The 19,337-nt window shown below is 64.5% G+C and carries 22 protein-coding genes and 1 pseudogene; 20 read left to right on the top strand and 3 right to left on the bottom strand.

Features of this window, described 5'->3' with window-relative positions; all coding sequences use genetic code 11:
* Positions 1-796: 796 nt before the first annotated feature.
* The 4 genes and pseudogenes from BLS85_RS19820 to BLS85_RS17715 all read left to right on the top strand — a co-directional run.
* A pseudogene (locus BLS85_RS19820) lies at positions 797-916 on the top strand (Com family DNA-binding transcriptional regulator); the annotation flags it as partial.
* Between the two features lie 70 nt (positions 917-986).
* Positions 987-1,136, top strand: coding sequence for a hypothetical protein (locus BLS85_RS19540; protein WP_245699282.1), 150 nt, complete (start codon positions 987-989; stop codon positions 1,134-1,136).
* Positions 1,133-2,245 carry an AAA family ATPase gene (locus tag BLS85_RS17710; RefSeq protein WP_092788068.1) on the top strand — a complete coding sequence of 371 codons (1,113 nt, stop codon included), beginning with the start codon at positions 1,133-1,135 and terminating at the stop codon, positions 2,243-2,245. Before BLS85_RS19540 ends, BLS85_RS17710 begins: the two co-directional genes overlap by 4 nt.
* Entirely contained in the window at positions 2,242-2,904 is a 663-nt protein-coding gene (locus tag BLS85_RS17715) for a formyltransferase family protein (protein ID WP_092788069.1), read from the top strand. Before BLS85_RS17710 ends, BLS85_RS17715 begins: the two co-directional genes overlap by 4 nt.
* On the opposite strand, the gene BLS85_RS18910 is transcribed toward BLS85_RS17715, so the two are convergent.
* The 3 genes from BLS85_RS18910 to BLS85_RS17725 all read right to left on the bottom strand — a co-directional run bounded on the left by BLS85_RS18910 (position 2,894) and on the right by BLS85_RS17725 (position 10,250).
* Positions 2,894-7,243: a protein kinase family protein gene (locus BLS85_RS18910; RefSeq protein WP_143027255.1), complete on the bottom strand. Its 4,350-nt coding sequence runs from the start codon at positions 7,241-7,243 to the stop codon at positions 2,894-2,896. The two genes, BLS85_RS17715 and BLS85_RS18910, sit on opposite strands and share 11 nt — an antisense overlap.
* 219 nt (positions 7,244-7,462) lie before the next feature.
* The gene (locus tag BLS85_RS17720; RefSeq protein WP_092788070.1) at positions 7,463-8,479 is read right to left on the bottom strand and encodes a phage portal protein; all 1,017 of its coding nucleotides are present in this window, start codon (positions 8,477-8,479) and stop codon (positions 7,463-7,465) included.
* A 1-nt stretch (position 8,480) separates the two neighbouring features.
* Positions 8,481-10,250 carry a terminase large subunit domain-containing protein gene (locus tag BLS85_RS17725; RefSeq protein ID WP_245699283.1) on the bottom strand — a complete coding sequence of 590 codons (1,770 nt, stop codon included), beginning with the start codon at positions 10,248-10,250 and terminating at the stop codon, positions 8,481-8,483.
* A 146-nt stretch (positions 10,251-10,396) separates the two neighbouring features.
* Between BLS85_RS17725 and BLS85_RS17730 the strand changes: the two genes are divergently transcribed.
* The 16 genes from BLS85_RS17730 to BLS85_RS17800 all read left to right on the top strand — a co-directional run.
* Complete coding sequence (locus BLS85_RS17730) at positions 10,397-11,287, top strand: GPO family capsid scaffolding protein (protein WP_176793896.1); 891 nt, start codon at positions 10,397-10,399, stop codon at positions 11,285-11,287.
* 2 nt (positions 11,288-11,289) lie between these two features.
* Positions 11,290-12,306 (top strand): phage major capsid protein, P2 family, encoded by a 1,017-nt coding sequence (locus tag BLS85_RS17735; RefSeq protein WP_092788072.1) that lies wholly within the window; start codon positions 11,290-11,292, stop codon positions 12,304-12,306.
* Positions 12,306-13,007, top strand: coding sequence for a phage terminase small subunit (gene gpM, locus BLS85_RS17740; RefSeq protein WP_143027257.1), 702 nt, complete (start codon positions 12,306-12,308; stop codon positions 13,005-13,007). The genes BLS85_RS17735 and gpM overlap by 1 nt, the downstream gene beginning before the upstream one ends.
* Before the next feature lie 17 nt (positions 13,008-13,024).
* Positions 13,025-13,501, top strand: a complete 477-nt coding sequence (locus BLS85_RS17745; RefSeq protein WP_092788074.1) for a head completion/stabilization protein — start codon at positions 13,025-13,027, stop codon at positions 13,499-13,501.
* Positions 13,502-13,516: 15 nt separating this feature from the next.
* Positions 13,517-13,732 carry a tail protein X gene (locus BLS85_RS17750; RefSeq protein WP_092788075.1) on the top strand — a complete coding sequence of 72 codons (216 nt, stop codon included), beginning with the start codon at positions 13,517-13,519 and terminating at the stop codon, positions 13,730-13,732.
* Between the two features lie 4 nt (positions 13,733-13,736).
* Positions 13,737-14,042: a hypothetical protein gene (locus BLS85_RS19545; protein WP_245699284.1), complete on the top strand. Its 306-nt coding sequence runs from the start codon at positions 13,737-13,739 to the stop codon at positions 14,040-14,042.
* The gene (locus BLS85_RS17760; protein ID WP_092788076.1) at positions 14,039-14,770 is read left to right on the top strand and encodes a hypothetical protein; all 732 of its coding nucleotides are present in this window, start codon (positions 14,039-14,041) and stop codon (positions 14,768-14,770) included. The genes BLS85_RS19545 and BLS85_RS17760 overlap by 4 nt, the downstream gene beginning before the upstream one ends.
* The gene (locus BLS85_RS18915) at positions 14,770-15,009 is read left to right on the top strand and encodes a hypothetical protein (protein ID WP_143027258.1); all 240 of its coding nucleotides are present in this window, start codon (positions 14,770-14,772) and stop codon (positions 15,007-15,009) included. Before BLS85_RS17760 ends, BLS85_RS18915 begins: the two co-directional genes overlap by 1 nt.
* Positions 15,010-15,031: 22 nt before the next feature.
* Positions 15,032-15,175 carry a hypothetical protein gene (locus BLS85_RS19340; protein ID WP_218128500.1) on the top strand — a complete coding sequence of 48 codons (144 nt, stop codon included), beginning with the start codon at positions 15,032-15,034 and terminating at the stop codon, positions 15,173-15,175.
* Positions 15,172-15,591, top strand: a complete 420-nt coding sequence (locus tag BLS85_RS17770) for a phage tail protein (RefSeq protein WP_176793898.1) — start codon at positions 15,172-15,174, stop codon at positions 15,589-15,591. The genes BLS85_RS19340 and BLS85_RS17770 overlap by 4 nt, the downstream gene beginning before the upstream one ends.
* Positions 15,588-16,052 carry a phage virion morphogenesis protein gene (locus tag BLS85_RS17775; protein ID WP_092788079.1) on the top strand — a complete coding sequence of 155 codons (465 nt, stop codon included), beginning with the start codon at positions 15,588-15,590 and terminating at the stop codon, positions 16,050-16,052. The genes BLS85_RS17770 and BLS85_RS17775 overlap by 4 nt, the downstream gene beginning before the upstream one ends.
* 84 nt (positions 16,053-16,136) lie before the next feature.
* The gene (locus tag BLS85_RS17780; protein WP_092788080.1) at positions 16,137-16,664 is read left to right on the top strand and encodes a phage baseplate assembly protein V; all 528 of its coding nucleotides are present in this window, start codon (positions 16,137-16,139) and stop codon (positions 16,662-16,664) included.
* Between the two features lie 8 nt (positions 16,665-16,672).
* The gene (locus BLS85_RS17785) at positions 16,673-16,966 is read left to right on the top strand and encodes a PAAR domain-containing protein (protein ID WP_092788081.1); all 294 of its coding nucleotides are present in this window, start codon (positions 16,673-16,675) and stop codon (positions 16,964-16,966) included.
* Positions 16,967-16,977: 11 nt separating this feature from the next.
* Positions 16,978-17,340: a GPW/gp25 family protein gene (locus BLS85_RS17790; protein ID WP_092788082.1), complete on the top strand. Its 363-nt coding sequence runs from the start codon at positions 16,978-16,980 to the stop codon at positions 17,338-17,340.
* Positions 17,337-18,464, top strand: a complete 1,128-nt coding sequence (locus tag BLS85_RS17795) for a baseplate assembly protein (protein WP_092788083.1) — start codon at positions 17,337-17,339, stop codon at positions 18,462-18,464. The genes BLS85_RS17790 and BLS85_RS17795 overlap by 4 nt, the downstream gene beginning before the upstream one ends.
* The coding region (locus BLS85_RS17800) for a phage tail protein I (protein ID WP_092788084.1) at positions 18,454-19,337 on the top strand (884 nt) is incomplete at its 3' end. The genes BLS85_RS17795 and BLS85_RS17800, both read left to right, overlap by 11 nt.

Below are 19,337 nucleotides of genomic sequence, written 5' to 3' on the forward strand. Positions count from 1 at the left end.
CCTCGGCGCCCCTGTCGCCTCCCCCGTGCCGAACCTCGCCGAACTCGTCACAGCGCGCTGCCAAGCCTGACCGCCCGCACTTCTGCCCCGGTTACGAAAAACAGGGATAGGGCGTTGAAGATGAACGGCGTTTCCGGATCAAGCGAACGGTAACAATTGAGGAATGGAAAGGTAATGTCATTACTGTTTTAAAGGGTCATATGCGCCGGTCAAAAAATCGTGTATTATCAAAGCATTCTGAAAACATTACTCTTTATGTTACTCGACCTAACCCGGCCGCAGTAATATTTTTATCGCGGTAAATCAGGGGGTTGGCGGGCAATTCGCCGCCATATGACCAAGGTTACTCTTTTCCGCAGGTACCCCAAAGATTGGGGGTGAAGACGGGGTCCCGCCCCAAGGCCGAAGCATGCAGAGATTTGCAGAGATCGACCGCCGCCATCCTACCACGAAACGCCCAAGGCTTGCGCGGCTTCCGGCCGTCTCGGCGCTGCAAAGATCGGCGGCCGTTTTTGTGTCGTCCGCTCCCCCCCGCGCACGACAGACGGGGGAGTGGCGGCGGCCGGCGGCGGGGCCGGCGGGCTTTGGGTTGGAACGGCGTCGTTCCAACCGCGTCGGGGTGGTGCGGGATACGGGTGGTGGGAAGGATGGCCGTGGCCTCGCCGCCGCGTCGGCGGGGGCCGGGGCGCAGCAACGCCCCAAGCCGGGAGCAGCAACTCCCCCACGTCCATATCGGCCGCCATGAAGCGCGGCCCGCCCTCGCACGCACGCGCGAGACGACGAAAGGGGACCGACCATGCTTCCGGAGTCAATCCGCTGCCACGCCTGCCGCAAAAAGCTTGGGGAAATCCAGGACCTGAGCGCCGGGCTGATCAGCATCAAATGCCCCCGCTGCGGGGTCATCAACGTTTGGAGGGCCGCGACTCCGTGCCGGTCGAGCCCCCCATCCGGGCGCCCGGGAGCACCGCACACGGACACGCCCCCCGATGGCACCCAAACCCCCGCCGGGCCGCAACGGCTTCACCTATCGCCCCCAGTGGGCGGTCATCGTCGTCTGCGATGACGAAGACCACCAGCGCGCCACCTACGAGACCCTCCAGGCCATGGGGCTGCGGCTCCGGGTGGTGGCCGTATGAGGATCACCATTGAGAAGGGGCCGACCGCCGGCCCGGGCTATCGGGCCGCCCGCGTGCGGTCCCTGTTCAACTGCGAGGGGGAGGCCGAGGGCTTCTCCCTTGCGGTCGACCTGCCGGACACCTGGACCGGGATCGGCGTCATCCACGGCCCGTCCGGGTCCGGCAAGACCACCCTGGGCCGCGCCCTGGTGGACCGCATCGGCGCCACCTTTTGGGCGCCGGACTGGCCGGCTGGAACGCCGCTGATCGAAGCCCTGGGGCCTGACCTTCCGTTCGACCGCGTGACCCAGGTCCTGACCGCCGTCGGGCTGGGCTCCGTCCCGGCCTGGCTGCGGCCCCATGACGTGCTGTCGAACGGCGAACGCTTCCGGGCCGACATGGCGCGCCTGGTCCTGTCGCGGCCCGACCGCCCGGTGATCGTGGACGAGTTCACCAGCGTCCTCGACCGCCAGATTGCCCGCGTCGGCGCCGCCGCTTTCGCCAAGGCGTGGCGCCGGTCGGTGCCCGAGGGCCGCCTGATCCTGTTGACCCCGCACGACGACATCCTGGATTGGCTGGATCCGGATTGGAGCTGTGACACGGCCACCGGCGCGGTGACCGTGGGGAGGGGCCGACGGCGACCGCCACTCCCCCTTGAGATCGTGGAAACCGGCTGGGCCAACTGGCCGCTTTTCGAGCCGCATCATTATCTGAAGCTGCCGAACATGATCGCCGCCCGGTGCTACGTCGGCACGGTCAACGGTGCCCCGCTCGCGCATCTGGGCGTCACGACCCAGCCCGGCGTTGTGGAGGCCCGGGCCTGCCGGTTGGTGGTCATGCCCGAGTGGCAGGGGATCGGGGTCGGCACGGCCTTCCTGAACGCGGTGTGCGCCGTCTGGGCAGAGGGGAACAATCCCTTCCGCCGTCCCTTGCGGACCCTGTTCCACACCTCCCACCCCGGCCTTGCCGCCGCCCTTCGCAAGCATCCCGCCTGGACGCAGGTCTCCGCGACCCTGACCGGCGCCCACAAGGGCCGGTCGGCTGCGAGCCTTGGCAAGTCGGGCCACGGAACCGGCTACGGCGGGCACCTGCGCGCCGTTCAGGGGTTCCGGTATCTGGGGGCATCATGAAGATCGTTGTGATCGGCCAGAAGTGGCTGGCCGCCACCGTCGCCGCCGACCTTGCGTCGGCGGGGCATGACCTGCACATCATCGCACCAAACGCGGAAGACCGGTTGGCGGACGCCGCCCGCTCCCTGGGGCTGCCTTTGAGCCTGCACGGCCCCGGCCGTCGCTTGGAAGGAACCGCGATCCCGCCCTGTGACTTGGCGGTGGCCGCGCACTGCCATGTGTTCCTGCCGGCGGAGGCGCGCGCGGCGGCTCGTTATGGGGTGATCGGCTACCACCCCAGCCTGTTGCCGCTGCATCGGGGCCGGGACGCGGTGTGGTGGACGATCCACAACGGAGATCCGGTCACCGGCGGTACCGTCTACCGCATGGATGACGGGTTCGACACCGGCCCCATCGTGGCCCAGGATTGGTGTTTCGTGCGCGCCGATGACACCCCGGCGAGCCTGTGGCGCCGCGACTTGGCGCCCATGGGCCGGCGCATGTTGGGCGAGGTTGTGGCCCGACTCGCCGGTGGCGGAGTGTTGTCGGAGGCGCCCCAGCCCAATCGCGGTCTACCCCGTTGGCACCCTGGAACCGGCTATGTCGGTGGGCGGCTGAAACGAACGTGCGGGAAATTACAAGGTTTATCGCAACAACATCGCTCTCGTTTTAATCGATGAGCTCAGGGTCCCACGCGTAAGGGCCGTCGTACCGAAAGCCCAGCTTGAACCTGACGGGCTTGCCCTCGTCCCGCCCCTCCAACAACATAGTACCCGGTGTGCAAGTGATGCGTATGCCCCGGAAATCAATATAACCCAGTTGAGGTCTTTCAATGGATGCAACATGCCCCTCAAGCACCGCGTTGGGCGCTGCCACGCGATTAAAATTCTGACCAGGGCGAGATTCACCCAATGCTCGAGTACTCATCACGGGAAGATGGTCAGGTTGCCCAACCCACCACTCGTACACAAAAGAACGGAAGTTTTCTGGAAAACGAGATCGCGAATTTTCAATTGCTTCTTTTACGACCGATACTTCGGTTATGCGCCGCTGGTAGAATGCAACAAATTTGAGAATATATCTATAGAAGTAGGCCTCGATGTCACCAGTTGCTGTTGCCCACTGTTCAATCCGTTGCATTGCGCTATCGAGAGAAAAACGCCGAAGCTCGCGATAGGCCGCGAACCAGTGTCGTATATCGGTCACATTTCCTGCAGGATCATTGGAAATATTTTCTTCAAAAAGTTGGTAAATCCGAACCGCGTCCTGCTCTACGATCCGATTCGATTTGGCGATCAACGCGTGGGCAAGTCCACGCCGGATCCATGCCACGTCCGATTTTTTCCGCGACCTTAAAAGATTTTCGTATCCCGCGATGACAACAGTGGTATCGCCTGCTACCTCTCTCAGTTTCATATCACACTGATCCCGCATATCGCTGTGTAGTCCAATTTGAACCCGATCAAGCTGCATCATCAGATCCTTAGACGCACACAAAAGATCGGAGCACCACTTTACGTATGGTTCGTCAGACCGAAGAAAAACAGCGAAATTATTTCCTGTAGTTGTGGAAACAAAAGCTTCCACTATACGCGTTTTCATTTGAATATCGCTGACAAAAGCATATTCATTTCCAATATCCAGGCTACGCGCCACATTAAATGCTTCTTCTGCGCTCTTATGGTTATTCTTCAGTTCCTGAAAATAGGACATGATCACAGAATACGCGGCGACATCTGTGTCCCTAAGCTGCTCACAAATATTATAAACTTCGCTGCGATAGATCAGTCCTAAACCGTGATAGTGCAACGCGTTGCAGGAATCCAGATCAATTGCAATATTGATGTCGTCAAGGCATTCTCGCATTGTAAGGTGAAGTTTCCGATTTTTAAAGCGAGCCAAATGGTGGAAAAAATGCGCCTGGCGCGGAAACTTTTGAGTCAGGCGTTCCAGTATTTTTCTACCATTCTCAACGTCCATTCGTTCTACAAGTTGCGAGAATTGGTTGCTACTATCGAAATCACGCTGAATAAATAATTCTTGCATAAAATTATTAAATTCGTCGGGAATAGACTCCGCATCACTTGTCGCATCAATCAAAGACAAGAGGTAATCTGGCAGGAAGCTAAGCCAACGATCATCCAATTGAACGTTTATAACGCTAAATGCTTTTTCGAGTATCTCATCAGCAATGACGGGGTGGAGTACCCACATATCACGATTATCCATGTCTAAAAGTGAGCTTCCGACGCTATCTATTTCTTCGCGCAACCGAATCCTATTGCGGTTATTTAAGCCCAATATAGATTTTCCAACCGCAATCGGACATTTAACCTCTGAAAATTTCGCTACTATTGAAAGAATTATAAGCAACTTCTTAAGTCGCGCATTTCCTTCATCAAAAACTTCTTTGACACGGTCTTTGATCGGACTATACCCCCCGCCAAAAACGGTAACACCAAATACGAAGGGTGTTCGATAACGGTAGTTTCCAGAGTCAATTAGATTTCGCAGCGTGTCGCGAGCGCTCTGATCGCAAAAATGTGAATACATCTCAAAAAAATCTTCGGTTTCATAAGCTGATAATTGCTCTTCAATTAATAAATCAGGCCCTGTCACTTCTGTGTTTGATGATTTGCGTCGCACGTACAGAAGAAGTGCCTTAATATGTTGGCTAGATAGTATTTTCTGCAGCTCGCGTACTTCGCCCGACGAGGAGATCCGACCGTCCAACAATATAAGAACTGGCATATTTGAGTAAGTGCTTAAAAGGTGTATCCTCGTTGGCAAATGGCGGCTCCAACGCTTGACGGAAATAGTCGGGTACTTATTTCGGAAGCTCCACGCGACTACTCTCCCCAGAGTTGTTCCTCCGGCGCCCGGCGGGTGCCAAACGTGCAAAATTCGGCAATGTTCGGCCACGATATTTTCTCTGACCTTGCGCTTTAAAATTGTCACATGATCACGCTCCACCGCCTGGCCTTTGCGTACGCCGTGCCAGGAAATTTCATGCCCGCGAACAAAGTTTTCAAAATCTCCCTCAATGAATCTTTCCGCGCCCATCCCATCGTGAAGGACATCAAAATCTTCAAGAAATTGTGAAGCGTCTTCGGTACTGATTTCTAATTGGGTATCATCCTGGCCACCTCTTTCCTTCGCTATAGGAATCCGTATCCTTTCATCGTCGAAATCATGTTCGCCCCGCATCAAGGTAGTCGCCAACGCGAGCGTGGACAGGCCTCCATTGGCTTTAATTACGGTTATTTCCAGCTTTTCCAATTCTCTTAACTGGCCGTCCCGTCCGGAGTTTGTTTGTGCAAGCGCAACAAACTTCGCAATCGCCTCGGAAAGCACTTCATCTAGAGTTTCGACAACGCTTTTGTAGACATCCCAATGTTCGACTGTCGGTGAGAGAAGAACAATAAACTGCTTATAACGGTTTGCAGCCGCTATATTTTCGAGCTGATTTACGACTAACTTTTTTATATTTCTTCGCCAATATAAATTAGAAAGCTCCTCGAAATTGGGTTTGAGGCGAATAATTGCTTTCCCACCATCTCGAAAACCGATTGAAACCTGACTGTCTGACGTCAGTGTATGCCAGTTGTGGCCGGATGCTGCGGCATCCTGGAATATTTTTTTATGATGGTACGGTCCGTCGACATCCGCAACGTCAATCACTAGTAGAATAGGTAGTCGCGCAATCGCTTTTGCTGCAATATCATTGCACGCTCCTGTGATAAGAATGTACACATCAGAGGTTTCGTCGAAAGACCCACATGTTGTCCAGAATGCGCGAAGGTTACCGTGGTCCGCAGCGTCATTTCCGTCAAAAGCAGTCCCTTCCCAGGACTTTAGATTTGTTTTCGGCCAATCACGTTCTTTGTCAGAAATTTGCAATAAGCACTTTAAAGAGCATGAAGAAAACAAAAAAGCTAAATCTCTTTTTCTTTCGTCAATATTACGATGCGCAAAAGTCAACCCAACAGCTAAAGCAGCAAGATACATCTGAAATTGAAGCGGTTCAGCCGTACCAACACAGTTATTGCAACGATCAACAATGCGAGAGATCCAGTCCTTCAAAAAGTTCGCCTGTGCCAAAATATTAACTTGCGGCTGGGTGTCGCCGCCGAGCAGATAAGTGACCAAATCACACCATTCCTTATCGGGCAGTGTTCCTGCCTCTCTGATTAAACGGTCAAAAAATAAATAAAAGTGGTCGAAGAAAAATGGTTTTTCTTCAGAGAAATTATCATAATCAATGATAGTTATTTTTTCTGTGTTGAAGCTTTGGCCGCGGCGTTCAATAAGAATATTGCCTCCATGAAAATCACCGTGACAAGGACCGTAATGAACTTTGAGGTCTGGAATTTTTTCGTCGCATGTTATGAAGCACCAAGGGTTCGGCATCCAAATCCCTTCCAAAAGGAACGAGGAAGCATTTGCATCAATGTTGCGAGCGCTTAACACCTCTGGTACACGGCTTTTTTCTGGGGTGGCGCGGTAACCCAGCCATTCACCAAGGAGTTCACTTGATGTCTTTTTCTTAGTTATTGGCGCGTCACCAAAAGGCGAGTGTTTTGGCCACAGATCGAATAGTAGGCGATCTATATTATTGGACACCTTATGCAGGGCTGAAAGATGACAGATGTCTTTTAAAGGTTCACAAAAATGGAGGCTACCCGCCGCAATTTGGTATAATAAGAATAGTATATCATCGATTGTATCATGCCCGATGAGTGTTGGGAAATATTGTTGAGCGAAATTTTGATTAAACAGGGTTACGTTTTTTGCGGATTCTATCTCTCCGCACTCATTGCCCGCGGTTGGTGGGACGATTTTGAGTATTCCACGACCGTTCAATTTATTACATTCTATGTCCACAACGTAGATGTATGCTCCGGATTTTCCACCATTTATCTTTTGTATAATGTTGAAATTGTGCGCCTGCCAGCCTTCAAGGAGGACCTCAAACACACTACGCACATCATTTGGAAGCTCTTGATAGTTAGTCTTCATAATTGTATCCCTTGGGGGTGTTATCCAAGTGTTTATTCAGTATAGCCGAACCGATTGGAGGCATCCTGAAAAAGTGTAATCCTAGCCTTTCTTCGCTGTAACCGTGACAATGCGCAACAACATGCATAGCTCGGTTCGATCTTGGATTCGTCAAAAAGTTTGCCTGCCTGCGGCAGTGTCATGAAAGGCGGCTTCCCAAGCCTGCTAGAAGAACTTGCCTTACCCTCCGTCCGCGTCCGGAATCCCAAACTCCTCGAACCCCACCACCTCGTCTCCTATCCAAACGTTGATAGCTGATTCAATCTCCATCGCCAAGGGGCGGAGTTCGAGGTACCAGAACACGGGGGCGGCCTTGGAGACGTCGCCGAAGCCGCCGGCGTTCTGCGGCACGATGCCCAGCAGGTGCGGGGGGACTCGGTGCGCGGCCAGCACGTCGTCGCGGGTCACCGTCTTCATCTGCAGGAACTCGTCCTTGGCCGTCACCTCGGCGATGGGGATGATCTTGATCCCATCGCCCTTGCCGTTGGGCGCATACATGAACAGGTTCCGGAAGTTGCCCGGCCCCTTGCTCTCTTTCAGGGCGGTGCGCAGGGCATCAATGTCCCGCTGATCCTGCGCCGGGTCGGTCATGTACAGGATGAACCCGGCGTGGCTGCCGTTGACGTAGTACTTGCGGCGGAACAGGGTCGCGGCCTCGTTGAGCAACGCGCTCTGAAGGCACGCCTCATAGGACGGGCGGCCGTAGATCTCCTGGCTCGGGTCCGGCTGCTGGATATGCAGGACGTCACCGCCCAACTCCACCTCCTGGCCGTCGATCAGCATGAGGGCACCGCCGTCCCGCTTGACGCGGGTGAACCGGCCCAGCGTCGGTTTCAGCGCCATGGGCCGGCCCAGCATGTTGTCCACCCGCTGCACCCAGGCGTTCCCCAGCACGATGCGGTCCTGCAGGATCCGGGTCATGGCGTTGCGGGACAGCAGGGGGTGCGGCCGGTACAGGCTGGCCAGCATCTGCACCTTCAGGCCCACGGCGCTTTCGTGGTGCGGGTTCGACTTCAGCGCCCGCACCAGGCCGTCGAAGCTGATCGGCGGATCGTAATAGCGGCCGTTCCAGGCGGACTCGAAGTATCCCAGGATCTCGCCGCGCTCCAACACGGGCTCGGGGTCGCCGAAGGTGAAGGCCTCGACATGCGGCGCGGGGGTGGCGGTCTCGGTCTCGGGCTGGGTCTGGTCGGTCATCTCAGAAGATCTCCACAAAGCCGCGCCGGCCGCTTGAGTGGCCGTCGTCTGTGTCGTCCAGGCCGCTGAACTCGACACGGTCCAGGGCGTGCATGATCGCCCAGGCCACGTCGGCGTGCCCGGTGGTGTCGGATCGGCTGGCCTGGAACGTCATCTGGCGGCCGGTCGCGGTCATGGTCTGGCGGATGGCCAGGAAGGCGAGGGGGATGTCGGTCTGGCCCGCGTCCCACTCCACGCGGCGGCGGCTGATCAGGTGCTTGGCCTTCAGCACCATGCGGGCCTTGACCTCGACCGAATAGGTGATCGCCACGACGGCGGGCCAGAAGTCGCGCACCATCTCATAGACGCCCTGGCCGAGGCCGGAGACGTCCACGGCGATGCGCTCCACCCGGTAGCGCGTGGTCAGCTCGCGGATGGCCTGGGCCTGGGCGTGGAAGTCGACGCCGGAGAACGTCAGGCGTTCGACCACGCGATAGGCCCCGCCCTCGGTCTTCGGCGGGGCGATGACGGCCACCGACGCATCGTCGCGGCTGCGCGACGGGTCATAGCCGATCCACACCGGCCCGATGCTATGGCGGTTCGGCCCGTCCGGGATGTCCGGCCAAGCGTCCCAGGCATCGATCGAACATTTTTGCAGCTCGGCGAAGGTGAAGAACGACGCCGCATCGTCGACCCACTGGCACAGGAACAGGTTGGCGAAGTCGCGCTCGTTGTACGACTTGCGCAGGTCCGCAATGTCGAACAGGTCGCAGCCCTGCGCGGCGGCGTCCTCGATGGTGACCATGTGGCGCCACACGCCGTCCGGCCCGACATGGCCGTCCTTCAGGACCTCGTGCGCCAGGGTGAACGCGGCTTGATCCTCGCGCGGCCGGTCGCGGTTGAACTCCCGCCCGTCCCAGAAGCTGGCCGCGTCGTGGCCGATGGTGGACGGCGTCGAGAAGTAGGTCAGGCGCCACTTCTTATGGGTCGCCATGCCCGACGCGACCTTCTTGAACTCGGCCAGCTTGCCGATCCAGGCGTATTCGTCGAGGTAGACGTGGCCGTGGTAGCTCTGCGCGGTCTTGGTGTTCGTGCCCAGGAAGTACAGTTCGGCCCCGTTGCCCAGCTTGATGGGCGAGCCCTGCAACTCCACCCCGGTGACGTCCTTGATCCAGGCGACGATGTAGCTCTTGAACACATGCGCCTGGGCCTTGGAGGCGGACAGAAAGATCTGGTTGTCCCCGGTCTCCAGGGCGTCCAACACGGCCTCGCGGGCGAAGTACCAGGTGGCGCCGATCTGGCGGGACTTCAGGATGTTGCGCCGCTTGTGCTGATCCTTGGCGTCCCACCAAGTGCGCTGATAGGCGAACAGGTGGGCGTGGAAGTCCGCGCGCAACGCGGCGACCTGATCCTCGGTCAGGGTGTTCTTGGCGACCTTCGCCTTCCGCCGCCCTTCGGCGCGGTTCTGGATTGCGGGGTTGAGGTCGGACTCGCGCCCCGTCGTCTCATAGCGTTGCACGCGCGCGGTGCGTTCGATCAGGCGGCCCAGGCGCTCCATCTCGTCCAGCTCGCGCTCGGTCTTGTCCGGCTTGGCGATCAGCACGGCCAGCCGGCGTTCGGCCGCGTCCTCGATCCGGGCCGCGCGCGGCGCCTCGTCCCATGTGTCGCGGCGCTTCCAGCTGTCCACCGTGCCATAGGCGATCCCCAGCCGCCGGGCGATGTCGGCGACGGAATACCCCTGCCAATACAGGGCGCGGGCGTCGGTGCGGGCTGTTCCAGTGTCGGACGTCATGGCGCCCATGGGGCCGCGCCGAACGCCGCAACGCACGCCCCAATGGGTTGGAACGGCGTCGTTCCAACCGCGAGCCTCTGGCTTCGAGCAAACCCCTCCGCGCACGCTGCCCGAAAGCGAGCCCGTATCCAAAACGGAGAGAGCGCGTGCGCACCAAGTGGTTCAAGGTCTGCCAGTCGGGCAGGACCATCGACGGGCGGGAGATCACGCCCCAACAGATCGACGAAATGGCGGAGACCTACAACCCGCGCACCTACGGCGCCCGGGTGTTCGTCGAACACCTGCGCTCCATCGTGCCGGAGTCCCCGCTGTCGGCCCTGGGGGACGTTCTGGCCCTGCGGGCGGAGACGGACGCCGCCACCGGGGCCCGCGTGCTCCTGGCCCAGGTGGACGCCACTGACCGCCTCGTGACCCTGGCCCAGAACCGGGACAAGTCCTACTGGTCCATCGAGATGGCGCCCAACATGGCGGGCACCGGCAAGGCGTACATGGTCGGCCTGTCCGTGACCGACACCCCGGCCTCGCTGGGGACCGAACTCATCAAGCTGAGTGCGACCGCCGGCACCCTGCCGGAGCCTATGCGCGACCACCTGTTCAGCGAGGCCTTGGAACTGGCCGGCCCGTTGCCCGGTCCCTCGGCCGAAGACGGGGCGGACCCCGGCTTCATGGACCGCATCCGCCAGCTTCTCAGCGGCGAGGGGCGCAAGACCGACGCCCGCCTGACCGGCATGGAATCCGCCCTGATCGAACTGGCGGGGGCCGTGGGCAGCCTCACGGCCTTCGCCTCCCACTCGCCGGCCCCGGCTGCCGTCCCCCCCACGCAGCCGCCGGCGACGGCGGCGGGCGCGTCGTCTCCGGCTTCGGCCGGTGCTCCGGCGCAGCCCGCCGCCCCCGAGTCTGACCCGGTCACCGCCCCCATCGCGGCCCTTGGCGCGCGGCTCGACCAGCTCGTCGAAGCCCTCAGCCACACCCCCGCCCTTGCCGGCCGGCCCCTGTCGGCCGGCGGCACCTCGACCACCCACGCCACGGACTGCTGACCATGGATCGCGCCACTCGCCTCGCGTTCACCACGTACTGCGCTCAGCTTGCGCAGCTCAACGGCGTGACGTCCGTCACCGAGTCCTTCGCCGTCGAGCCCACCGTCGAACAGACCCTGGAAAACCGCATCCAGCAGACGGCCGACTTCCTGGGCCGCGTCAACGTCATCGGCGTGTCCCAGCAGTCGGGCCAGGTGCTGGGTCTGGGCACCTCCGGCCCGGTGGCCAGCCGCACCGACACGACCGCCGCCGACCGCCAGCCCCGCGACGTCCATGACCTGACCGGTCGGGAGTACCTGTGCCGCCAGACCAACTTCGACACCCATATCCGGTATGCGACCCTGGACGCCTGGGCCAAGTTCCGGGACTTCCAGACCCGGGTGCGCAACAAGGTGGTGGAACAGATCGCGCGGGACCGGCTGATGATCGGCTGGAACGGTACCAGTGCCGCCGCCAACACGGACAGCACGGCCAACCCGCTGCTGCAGGACGTCAACATCGGCTGGCTGGAATACCTGCGCACGGTCGATCCGGCGCGCGTCTTCGCTGGTCCCAAGGTGGGCGATCAGGCGGGGGCGGACTACAAGACCCTCGACGGCCTGATCTTCGACGCCGTCAACAGCTACCTTGAGGACTGGTACAAGGACGATCCGGGGATCGTCGCCATCTGCGGGCGCTCCCTGTACACCGAACGCATGCTGGGCCTGATCGAGGCCCACAGCGGCACGCCGACCGAGGCCGAGGCCCTGAAGACCATGCAGGCCGGCCGCGCCGTGGGCGGCAAGACGGCCCTGTTCGTCCCGTTCTTCCCGACCCGCTCCATCCTGCTGGCCAACCCGAAGAACCTGTCCATCTACTGGCAGACCGGCACCCGTCGCCGCACCGTGGTGGACAACGCCAAGCGCGACCGGATCGAGGACTTCCAAAGCGTCAACGAGTGCTACGTGATGGAAGACACGGGCGCGGGTTGCCTGATCGAGAACATCCAGGTGCCCGACGGCGCCGGCGGGTGGGCGTGATGGCGACCCCGGCCCAGATCGCGCGGGCGCGCAGCCTCGCCCTGGCGGACGCGGCCCGCGCCCATGCCGCCGGGTCCCCCGCCGGTCCCGCGCCCGCCGGTCCGGCCCCGGCGGCCGGCTCCGGGCTCGATCGCATGCTGGCCCAGCTCAAGCGCGACCGGGACCAGCTCCGGGGCATCCAGTCCATGGTCGCCCGGGCCGAAGCCAAGCGCGAGCTCATGCCCGACTACATGCCCTATGTGGACGGCGTGCTCGAGGCCGACACCGGGCGTCAGGATCCGGTCGTGGTCCACATGATGATCTGGGCGCTCGACGTGGGCGACCATGCCACCATGCTGCGCCTGGCCGGCTACGTCATCCGCCACGGCCTGGCCATGCCGGAGGGCTTCGAGCGGCCGCCCGCCGCGTGGCTGGTGGAGGAGCTGGCCCGCGTGGCCATGGACGATCCCGCCGCCCTGCCGCATCTGGACGACGCCCTGCGCCTGACGTCCGACATGGACATGCACGACCCGATCCGGGCGAAGGCCCTGCGGGTGTTGGGCGAGGCCGTCCTCGGCACGGACCCGGCCCTGGCCGTCGAACGCCTGGAACGGGCCCTCGCCTACGACCCCAAGGTTGGTGCCCGCAAAGCCCTGGACGCCGCCCGCAAGGCGGCGGCGCAGGCGGCGGAATCCGATCCGGAAGACGCTGAAACCCCCTGACGCCCGGAGCGTGACCGATGGTGTCCGTCATTCCACATACCGCCGCCCCCGCCGATCCGGTCCTGGTCGCCGTCGATCCAGACGGCTGGTATCCCCCGGTCGACGTGACGGCGCTGCGGGCCCGCACGGGCCTGGACGGCACATGGTCGGACGGGCGCCTCACCCTGCTGGTGCGCGAAGCCGCTGATGCCGTGGCCGACGTGCTGGCGGACTGGCGCGCGGATCGGGAGGCCGAGGGCGCCGCTACTCTCGCCGCCGTGGCGCCGACCGGTCCCCTCGACGGCACGCCCCTGTCCGTCTGGCGCTGGCGGACCGCCATCGAATGCCGTGTCCGCGCCGCCGTGATCCGGGCCACCCGCGACTTCCATTCGACCGGGGACGGCCATGACCGCGCCGACGCCCTGGAGCCCACGGCCGACGAGTGGCTGGCCCGCGCGCACGAGGCGCTGTCCCGCCTCATGGGGCGACCCCGCGCCACCATCGAGCTGATTTAGGGGGGCGCCGATCCGATGGCCGGGACCGGACTGACCCGCGCCCGCCAGGGCGACACCGTGGACCTGATCGCGTGGCGCGCCTACGGCGAGACCGCCATGACCGAGGTCCTGCTGGACACCCCGGCCAATCGGGGCCTTGCCGCCCTGGGCGACGTGCTGCCCGAAGGTACCCTTGTTGCCCTGCCGCCGCGCGAGACCCCCGCGCCGACGCCCACCCATACGCTTTGGTGAGACCATGACGCCGCCCCCCAACACCGCCGCCGACTGTGCCGCCGACCGCTGCCCCTATGCCGACGAGCTGGTGGACCGCATCGCCGCCGAGGTCGGCCGCAGCGCCGCCCGGGAGTTTTTCGCGATGCTTGGGGTGGACGTCCAAAAGCCCGCCGAGGTCGAGGAGTTCCGCCGCGACCTCCGCTTTGCCGGCTTCCTGCGCCGCCACACCGACAAGGCCATCGGCGGCGTCATCACCGCGATTGCCCTGGGCGCGCTCGCCCTGCTGTGGGGCGGCGCGCAACTCGTGATGGGAGGACCCAAGCCATGACTCAGACGCCGCCGTCCGCCCCTCGGGGTATCCGCAACCACAACCCGGGCAACATCGAACGGGGCGAGAAGTGGCAGGGCCGCGCCGCCCTGGCCGACATGACGCCGGATCAGCGGGCCGAGACCCGGTTCGCGGTGTTCAAGGCCCCGGAATGGGGCATCCGGGCCATTGCCCGGGTGTTGATCACCTATCAGGATCGGCACGGGATCCGCACCGTGCGCGGCATGATCGGCCGATGGGCGCCGGCGGCCGAGAACAACACGGCCGCCTATGTGCGGGCCGTGGCCGACCGCCTGGGCGTGGCCTATGACACGGCGGTTGACGTGCACACCTACCCGGTGGCGCGCGCCCTGGTCGAGGCGATCATCACACACGAGAACGGCGAACAGCCGTACAGCGATGCGGTGATCGACCGGGGCCTTGCCCTGGCCGGGATCGAGCCGCCGGTGCTGATGACGGCGCCGCCCCCGCCGCCGCCCAGGCCCGCGCCGCGCAAGTTGCTGGACACCAGCACGGGCAAGACCGGTACCGCCGGGCTGGTGACCGCCGGCGGCGCGCTGCTGTCCCTGGCCGCCGAGAACGCCCCCGACGTGCTGGACGCCGCGACCAACCCGGCCGTGCGCGCCCTGGCCGACGCCGCGCCGTGGGTCGGGTCCGCCCTGGCCGGCCTGGCCGTGGTGGCGATCATCACCATGATGATGCGCAAGCACCGCATGGAACGCGCGTGATGCCGGGCTGGCTGTCCGGTCTGGCCGCGCGGCTGGGGCGCTACGCCCTCGCCGCCGGCGCCGTGCTTGGCGCCCTGTGGTGGGTGCGCCGGGACGCCGCCCATGATGCCCGGCAACAGGACCGGGCGGAGGCTTTGGAGGAAACGACCCATGTCCAGGACCGCATGCTTTCGGCGGGGGCGGATCGCCCTCGTGGCCGGGCTGGCCTTGCTCGTCGGCTGCGCGACGGCCGGTTCTGAGCCGCCGCCGGTCTGCCCGCCGGTGCCCGCGTACGACGCCGCCACCCTGGACGCCGCCGCCGACGCGGTCGAGGCCCTGCCGCCGGACTCGCCGCTGATTCCCCTGTTGTCTGATTGCGCCGTCCTGCGGGCCCAGTCGCGCGCCTGCCATGGGGACGGCTCTTGAAGAAGCTCACCGACCTGCGCGCGGACCTGCTGGCATCGCCCCTCGGGGTGACGCCGAACCGTCTGTTGACCGCCGCCGAGTCCGGCTCGGTCCGCGCCGACCGGGGGACCCGCAACGCCCATCTGGAGCTGACGTACCGCGCCGCCGTGATCGTCACCGACTGGTCCGGCGATCCCCGCACCCTGCTGTGGTGGGTGACGGACTGGATGCACCGCACCAGTCCGGCCGCCGCCGCCGATGCCGTCTCGTTCCACGCCGACATCATCGACCATGACCGCGCCGATGTGGAGATCCGCCTCGACCTGACCGAGACGGTCCGCGCCACGGCCACCGACGCTGGCGTTCAGCTCGACCGGGAGCCCGATCCCGACGCCCAGGCCCTGGACATGGCCGCCCTGTTCCCGGTCATGCGATGACCGAGGTCACGGGCACCGCCGATCTGGACGCCTGGATGGACCGGGCGCTGAAGGCCCTCAACACCGGCGCGTTACGCGGTGTGCTGCGCGACGTTGCGGTCGCCGTCCGCCGCCGCAATCAGGCCCGCATGGCGCGCCAAGTTGCCCCCGACGGCACGCCGTGGGAGCCCCGCAAGGAGCAGAACCAAGAGAAGGGCAGGGCCGTGCGGAAGCGCGCCGCCATGATGCGGGGCCTGCGCCAGTCCCGCCGCCTGCGCATCCAGGCGACCGGCAACGGCGTGGTGATCGGCTGGCGCGGCCGGGACGGGCGCATCGCCGCCTTGCACCATCACGGGGGCGAGGACCGGGTGGTCGAGGGCCAAGCCCGCGTCGCCGACTATCCGGCCCGCCCTCTGTTGGGGCTGGCGCCCGAAGATCAGGCCGCGATCCGGCGGGCCCTTCTCCAACACCTCACCCCCTGAGCCTCCCGGTTCATTCGGTTGGAACGGCGTCGTTCCAACCGTGACCCGGTCGCGTCGGGTGCGGCCCGGCGGCATCGTGGCGCCATGGGCCACGACCACGACATCGACACCGCCGATCTGCACCGCCGCGCCGGCAACATGCTGCGCGCCGGCACCATCGCGGCCGTGGATCATGACCGTGCCCGGGTGTGCGTGCGCCTCGCCGGCCGCCTCACCGGCTGGCTGCCCTGGCCCGCCGAGGTGGGGCGCAACTTCCGAGCCTGGCGCCCGCTGCGCGTGGGCCAGCCGGTCATGGTCGCCGCCCCGTCCGGGGATCCCGCCAACGGCCAGATCGTCCAGACCCTCTATTCCGCCGCCCTGCCGCCCCCCGACACGGACCCGCAGGCGGACGCCGTCCACTACGAGGACGGCACCGTGCACCGCTACCACAGCGGCGCCCACGAACACCGGCTGGACCTGCGCGCCTGCGACGGCACGGCCCGCGTCCTGACCGGTCAGGCCGAGACCCTGGTCGCCCCCGACCGCATCGAGCTGCGCGTGGGCTCGTCCGTGATCCTCATAGAGGACGGTCACATCCTGATCGACGCCGACCGCGTCGACCTGAACCCGTGAGGCCGCCCATGCCCGCCGCCGTCCGCCTGGGGGATGTCTGCACCGGTCACGGCTGTTGGCCGCCGCGCGAGAACGCGGGCGCCAGCCCCAACGTGTTCGCCAACGGCCGGGGCGCCCATCGGGTGGGCGATCCGTGGGCCGCGCACACCTGCCCCGCCATCCCGGAGACCCACGCCAGCGTCCAGGCGACCGGCTCGCCCGACGTGTTCGTGAACGGCCGCCCGTGGGCGCGCGTGGGCGATTCCATCGCCTGCGGATCGTCCAATGCCTCGGGCTCCCACAACGTCTTTGTGAACGGGTAGGGGAGGGACCCATGGGCCTGTCCATCTCCCGCCGATCCGGCGCCCGCCTCGCCGACGAGCTGGCCGACATCGCCCAGTCCGTGCGCACCATCGTGACCACCCCGGTGGGGTCCCGCCTGCGCCGCCGCTCCTTCGGCTCCCACGTCTTCCACCTGGTGGACAGCCCGGGCACCGAAGCCGGCGCCCTGCGCCTGATCGCCGCCGCCGCCGATCCCGTCGAACGCTGGGACCCGCGCGTGGTCGTGCTGCGGGGTGCCGTCGCGCCCGAGTTCGACGGCCGCGCCCGCCTGACCCTGGACCTGATGCTGCGCGTGTCCGCCCGGCCCCTGTCCGTCAACGTGCCCTTGGTGCTGGCCGGGGAGGGGCAGTCATGACCGCCACGAGCCCCCGCCTGAACCTGTCCGGGCTGCCCGCACCCGCCATCATCCAGGGCCTGGACTACGAGGCCACCCTGGCCGCCCTGGTGGCGGACATGAAAACCGCCCTGTCCGAGGCCCTGCCCGATTGGGACGGGGGATCGGAATCCGACCCGGTTCTCATCCTGTTGCAGCAATTCGCCTACCGGATCGTCGTTCTCACCGCCGCCTTCAATGACGCGGCCAAGGGGGCGCTGCTGGCCTATGCCACGGGGTCCGACCTGGCGCATTTGGCCGCTCTGCTGGGCACCGAACGCCTGACCGTCGCCGAGGCGACCGACACCACCGACGCGGTGATGGAGACCGACGCGGCCCTGCGCGCCCGCGCCCAACTGGCGTGGGAGGCCCTGAGCACCGCCGGGCCGGCCGGGGCCTACCGCTATCACGCCATGGAGGCCGACGGGCGGGTCCGCGACGTGTCCGTGGCCAGTCCGACCCCGGGCGAGGTGGTGGTCACCGTGTTGGGCCATACCGAAGACGGCACCGTGACCGCGCGCGAGACCGTCACCGACCTTGAGGTCACCTTGACCGGAGACCGCGTGGTTCTGGACGGGCAGCGGATCACCGGCCTCGTGGTGACCGATGCGGCCCTCGTCACGGATTACCGATGGGATGCCGAGACCGCCACCCTGACGCGCACCGCCGGCGGGGCGATCCCGGCCGGGGCAACCCTGACCGTGTCCTATGAGCGCGCGGGCGTGCTGGAGCTGGTTGCGGCCCGCCTGGACGATGACGACGTTCGGCCGGTGACCGATCACGTGACGGTCGAAAGTGCGACCGTCCTGCCCTACGCCGTCGAGGCCACCCTGTACTTCGAGACCGGCCCGGCCGCCGCGCCGGTCCTGGCCGCCGCCGAGGCCGCCCTCTCCGACACCGTGACCGACCTGCACCGCCTGGGGGCCGACATCACCCGGTCGGCCCTGCTCAAGGCGTTGCGACAGTCCGGGGTGACGCGCGTTGTTCTGACGTCTCCGCCGCCACCGGCCGACCCGGGGGCCGACGTCTGCATCGCCGTTGGCCCAACCCAGGCCGCCCATTGCACCGGCGTTACCCTCATCAACGGGGGGCGCGATGCCGGCTGACCTTCTGCCCCCCAATGCCACCCCGCTTGAACGCGCGGCGGCGGAGACGTCGGCCCGCGTGGGGACCATCCCCGTGGGGGTGGTGCGGACCCTGTGGGACCCCTGGACCTGTCCGGCCGACCTGCTGCCCTGGCTCGCCTGGGCGTGCAGCGTTGACACCTGGGACGACGCCTGGCCGGAGACGACGCAACGCCGGGTGATCGCGGACAGCTACGCCGTGCATAGCGTCAAGGGCACCGTGGGCGCCGTCAAACGTGCCCTGGCTTCGCTCGGCTACGACACGACGCTGATTGAGTGGCACCAGGAGGGGGGCGCCCCCTACACGTTCCGGCTTGAAGTGGACGTCCACGGCAAGCCGGTGACCGAGGCCACCTACGGCGAGATCGAGCGGACCGCCCTCTCGGCGAAAAACGTCCGGTCGCATCTGGCCGGCCTGCGCGCCGTGGGGCGCGTGTCCGGCGCCCTCATCATCGGCGCCGTGTGCCTCGGGGGTGAGGAGACCATCGTCTACCCCTGGACCGCGCCGGACAGTCTGACCGCCGGACCCCTGTTCGTCGGTGGCGCCGTGGGCAGCGTCGAGTCCGTGACGATCTATCCGGCCGTGCCGGTGTCCGCCGGGATCACGCCCCTCTTCCAGGCCGGCGCGATCCAGGCGCCGGCGGCGTTCAGCCGGGCGTCGGCGGCATGGCTGGACCTGACCGCCCACGCCATCGACGTCCCCCGGATCGACGGCGGCGCCATTCTGATCGAAGGGGCCGCGACCAACCTCGCCCCCTACAGCGAGGATGTCGCGCAGTGGGACGCCATCACCATCACGGTGGGCGCCGCCACGCCCCCCGGAGACACCGGGCTCGCAAAGACGCTCACGCTGGT

Source organism: Rhodospira trueperi (assembly GCF_900101965.1).
GTDB classification, from domain to species: Bacteria; Pseudomonadota; Alphaproteobacteria; order Rhodospirillales; family Rhodospirillaceae; genus Rhodospira; species Rhodospira trueperi.

Coding starts and splice junctions, on each gene's coding strand:
- BLS85_RS19540 (WP_245699282.1), top strand. CDS start 987: ATGGCACCCAAACCCCCGCCGGGCCGCAACGGCTTCACCTATCGCCCC.
- BLS85_RS17710 (WP_092788068.1), top strand. CDS start 1,133: ATGAGGATCACCATTGAGAAGGGGCCGACCGCCGGCCCGGGCTATCGG.
- BLS85_RS17715 (WP_092788069.1), top strand. CDS start 2,242: ATGAAGATCGTTGTGATCGGCCAGAAGTGGCTGGCCGCCACCGTCGCC.
- BLS85_RS18910 (WP_143027255.1), bottom strand. CDS start 7,243: ATGAAGACTAACTATCAAGAGCTTCCAAATGATGTGCGTAGTGTGTTT.
- BLS85_RS17720 (WP_092788070.1), bottom strand. CDS start 8,479: ATGACCGACCAGACCCAGCCCGAGACCGAGACCGCCACCCCCGCGCCG.
- BLS85_RS17725 (WP_245699283.1), bottom strand. CDS start 10,250: ATGACGTCCGACACTGGAACAGCCCGCACCGACGCCCGCGCCCTGTAT.
- BLS85_RS17735 (WP_092788072.1), top strand. CDS start 11,290: ATGGATCGCGCCACTCGCCTCGCGTTCACCACGTACTGCGCTCAGCTT.
- gpM (WP_143027257.1), top strand. CDS start 12,306: ATGGCGACCCCGGCCCAGATCGCGCGGGCGCGCAGCCTCGCCCTGGCG.
- BLS85_RS17745 (WP_092788074.1), top strand. CDS start 13,025: ATGGTGTCCGTCATTCCACATACCGCCGCCCCCGCCGATCCGGTCCTG.
- BLS85_RS17750 (WP_092788075.1), top strand. CDS start 13,517: ATGGCCGGGACCGGACTGACCCGCGCCCGCCAGGGCGACACCGTGGAC.
- BLS85_RS19545 (WP_245699284.1), top strand. CDS start 13,737: ATGACGCCGCCCCCCAACACCGCCGCCGACTGTGCCGCCGACCGCTGC.
- BLS85_RS17760 (WP_092788076.1), top strand. CDS start 14,039: ATGACTCAGACGCCGCCGTCCGCCCCTCGGGGTATCCGCAACCACAAC.
- BLS85_RS18915 (WP_143027258.1), top strand. CDS start 14,770: ATGCCGGGCTGGCTGTCCGGTCTGGCCGCGCGGCTGGGGCGCTACGCC.
- BLS85_RS17775 (WP_092788079.1), top strand. CDS start 15,588: ATGACCGAGGTCACGGGCACCGCCGATCTGGACGCCTGGATGGACCGG.
- BLS85_RS17780 (WP_092788080.1), top strand. CDS start 16,137: ATGGGCCACGACCACGACATCGACACCGCCGATCTGCACCGCCGCGCC.
- BLS85_RS17785 (WP_092788081.1), top strand. CDS start 16,673: ATGCCCGCCGCCGTCCGCCTGGGGGATGTCTGCACCGGTCACGGCTGT.
- BLS85_RS17790 (WP_092788082.1), top strand. CDS start 16,978: ATGGGCCTGTCCATCTCCCGCCGATCCGGCGCCCGCCTCGCCGACGAG.
- BLS85_RS17795 (WP_092788083.1), top strand. CDS start 17,337: ATGACCGCCACGAGCCCCCGCCTGAACCTGTCCGGGCTGCCCGCACCC.